2 protein-coding genes are annotated in these 2,219 nt (G+C 27.5%); both read left to right on the top strand.

The genetic code is table 11. The features are described 5' to 3' along the window. Positions 1-192 precede the first annotated feature (192 nt). Complete coding sequence (gene rpsP / locus Q0370_RS05330; protein ID WP_006804498.1) at positions 193-462, top strand: 30S ribosomal protein S16; 270 nt, start codon at positions 193-195, stop codon at positions 460-462. Positions 463-629: 167 nt separating this feature from the next. Then, positions 630-1,991: a Mur ligase family protein gene (locus tag Q0370_RS05325; RefSeq protein ID WP_299573069.1), complete on the top strand. Its 1,362-nt coding sequence runs from the start codon at positions 630-632 to the stop codon at positions 1,989-1,991. Positions 1,992-2,219 lie beyond the last annotated feature (228 nt).

Below are 2,219 nucleotides of genomic sequence, written 5' to 3'. Positions count from 1 at the left end.
AAATTAGTTTTTAAAAAAATTTGGTAAAATGTCGCAATTAATATTGCAATTTATGATTAATTTAAGTTTGTAATTTTCTACTCATATTTTGTAAGGAAAAAAAACTTGACAACTTGTCAAAATTTTAGTATAATCATAACATACTTAAAATAATAAATTTTCAAGTTATTAAATAAATGGAGGTAAAATTTAATGTTAAAATTAAGATTAACTAGATTAGGAAGAAAAAAAGTTCCTTTTTATAGAATAGCAGCTATGGAAGCTTTATCAAAAAGAGATGGAAAAGCAGTTGCTTACTTAGGAACATTCAATCCACTTGCTGAAGAAGGAAAACAAGTAGTATTAAAAGAGGAAGAAATCTTAAAATACTTATCACACGGAGCTCAACCAACTGAAACTGTTAAAAGCATTTTAACAAAAGCAGGAATCTGGGCAAAATTCCAAGAAACTAAGAAAAAATAGTTATTTATAAAAAGGCACTTGTAATGGTGTCTTTTTGTTTACCTAAATTTAAGAAAATTTATTATAAATTTTGAATTATACACTATTTCATAAGAGGGAATCCTTCTTGTTGTTAAATATTATTTTTTAATAAGGTATAATGCTAAAGTGAAAGGAAAAATTAGATAATGAAAATAGATGAAGTTTTGGAAAAAATTTTTAATATGAGAACAATTGATAAGAGGATAACTGATGAATCTTTAAATCAAAATAATGAAAAACTGAAAAAAATATATGAGTTACTGGGAGAGCCGTGTAAAAATAAGAAGATTATTCATATTGCAGGAACGAATGGGAAAGGTTCGACAGCCACATTTTTAGAGAGTATTTTTTTCGCAGCGGGATATTCTGTTGCAAAGTTTACTTCGCCACATATTTTACGGTTTAATGAGAGAATTTTGGTGGATAAAGAGATGATTTCTGATGAGGATGTTGTGAAGTATTATGAAGCTGTTATGGATATTTTGGAAAAAAATTTGTTGCAGATAAATTTTTTTGAGATAACGACTTTTATGGCTTTACTTTATTTTGAGGCAAAAAATCCTGATTTTATATTTCTGGAAACTGGTCTTGGCGGAAGATATGACGCTACAAATGTTGTAAATTCGACAATTGCGGTTATAACAAATGTGAGTTTTGATCATGTCAGTCTTTTGGGAAATTCACTTGACAAAATTGCAGACAGGAAAGCTGGTATTATAAATAACGGACAGTTGTGCATTTACGCCCAGAATTTAGTCGAATTGGAGAATGCTGTAAAAAAGGAAACTGATAATTCGGTAAACGTCTTGAAAAAGTATGAGAATTTACAAATCGAACTGGATACTCAAAATTATAAGACAATTGTGAAAATTTTTGAAAGTGAAACTTTGGAAAAATTTGGAAATATTGAAGATAAAAAAAATAAACATAATCTAGAAAAAATATTTATATTGCCACTTTTTGGAAAATTTCAGGCAAATAATTTTTTGATTGCTTATGAAATTGCTAAAATTTATGGTATCAGTGATGAAATTATTCAGAAAGGGCTTGATGAAATTTCGCTGGCTGGACGGTTTGAGATTTTTTCACAAAATCCAGCTACAATACTGGATGTGGCTCATAATGATGATTCTGTACGAGTTCTTGTAGAAAATTTGAATGAACTTTTTAAAAATGATGAAGTAATTTTTATTCTTTCTATACTTGGAACAAAGGATATTGCAAATATTTTTGAGAAAATTTTGGAAAAAAATTACAAAATTTTTATAACTTCTCTAAAAGACGTTACTTACGGACTTTCTGCCAATGAAATAAAGAAAAATCTGGAAAATGCAAATATTTTGACAAATAATATTATTTTTGAAGACAATATTTTAGATGCCTATAATCAGGCAAAAGAAATGATTTTGGAAAAGAATAGCCGGTATAAGGCGATAGTAGTTTGTGGCTCTTTTTATGAAATTGCGAAATTTAAGAAGCTGTTTGGCAAAAGGAATGAGCATTTTTAACAGTAGAAAAGGGAATTAGTAGAATGTTTATATAGAATTGTTTTACACGACATTGAAAAATAAACACACAATGAAAGATTTGAAAAGTTAAATGCGAGAATGTACGAATATGTAGAAATATGATATAATAATAGCAAAAAACATAATAAAATAGGGACTTGTAATCCTAAATGAAGTTGTTGAATAGATATATAGATTTTAAAGTAATTACAAGAAAGTCTTTTAATT

It is taken from the genome of uncultured Leptotrichia sp. (genome assembly GCF_938036635.1).
Classification (GTDB): Bacteria; Fusobacteriota; Fusobacteriia; order Fusobacteriales; family Leptotrichiaceae; genus Leptotrichia; species Leptotrichia hongkongensis.
This window is presented reverse-complemented; position numbering and strand designations above follow the sequence as displayed.

Excerpts from the sequence above, each read along its gene's own strand:
- rpsP (WP_006804498.1), top strand. The coding sequence starts at position 193 with ATGTTAAAATTAAGATTAACTAGATTAGGAAGAAAAAAAGTTCCTTTT.
- Q0370_RS05325 (WP_299573069.1), top strand. The coding sequence starts at position 630 with ATGAAAATAGATGAAGTTTTGGAAAAAATTTTTAATATGAGAACAATT.